Annotated in this window: 1 protein-coding gene; it reads right to left on the minus strand. The window is 66.6% G+C overall.

Translation table 11 applies throughout. The features are described 5' to 3' along the window. Positions 1-687, minus strand: a 687-nt coding sequence (locus tag EN780_RS36390; protein WP_133372962.1) for a sugar phosphate isomerase/epimerase, incomplete at its 3' end; no start/stop codon positions are given. Between the last annotated feature and the right edge of the window lies 1 nt (position 688).

Below are 688 nucleotides of genomic sequence, written 5' to 3' on the forward strand. Positions count from 1 at the left end.
GACAGGCCCGGCATAACCGGTCGCCGCGACGGCCCGCAAGAAATCACCGAGGGGCAGGTCTCCTTCGCCGGGCAGGCAGCGGAAGTGACGCGACTTGTAGTCGAGGTCCATCGCAATCCTCGGCGCATCGGCAAGCTGGACATGAAAGATCCGGTCGCCAGGGATGGCCCGGATGCTTTCTGGCGAAATCCCGCGCGCGAGGATGTGGAAGCTGTCGAGCACCAGCCCAACCGCCGGATGTGCGGCCCGGCGTACGACCTCCCAGGCGTCGCGGCAATCCGAAACGTGAAGTCCCCAGGCCCGAGCCTCGTATCCGATGCGCAGCCCCCGAGCCGCCGCCCGCGCGCCCAGTTCGGCGAAATCCGCCGCCATCCGGTCTACCCCGCCCAGAGCCTCGGGACGGGTGGTCGAAGCGATCAACAAGAGGTCGGTGCCGAGGTCGGCCATCATGTCGAAGCGACGCTCGATCCGGTCGAAGGCCTTGCGGCGCAGCGGTTCGGGCATGCCCTCGAAATCCACGACGGGGACGATCAGGTCGATTGTCAGGCCGTGATCGCGGACCATCCGCCCCATCTCGGCCGTGGTGCCGCCATGGCTGAGAAAATCCTGCTCACCGATCTCGATCCCGCTGAACCCGGCCGAGGCGGCCGCAGTCAGCTTGTCCGCGAATTCACTATTGATCGACAGC

This window comes from Mesorhizobium sp. M4B.F.Ca.ET.089.01.1.1, from assembly GCF_004022605.1.
GTDB classification, from domain to species: domain Bacteria; phylum Pseudomonadota; class Alphaproteobacteria; order Rhizobiales; family Rhizobiaceae; genus Mesorhizobium; species Mesorhizobium abyssinicae.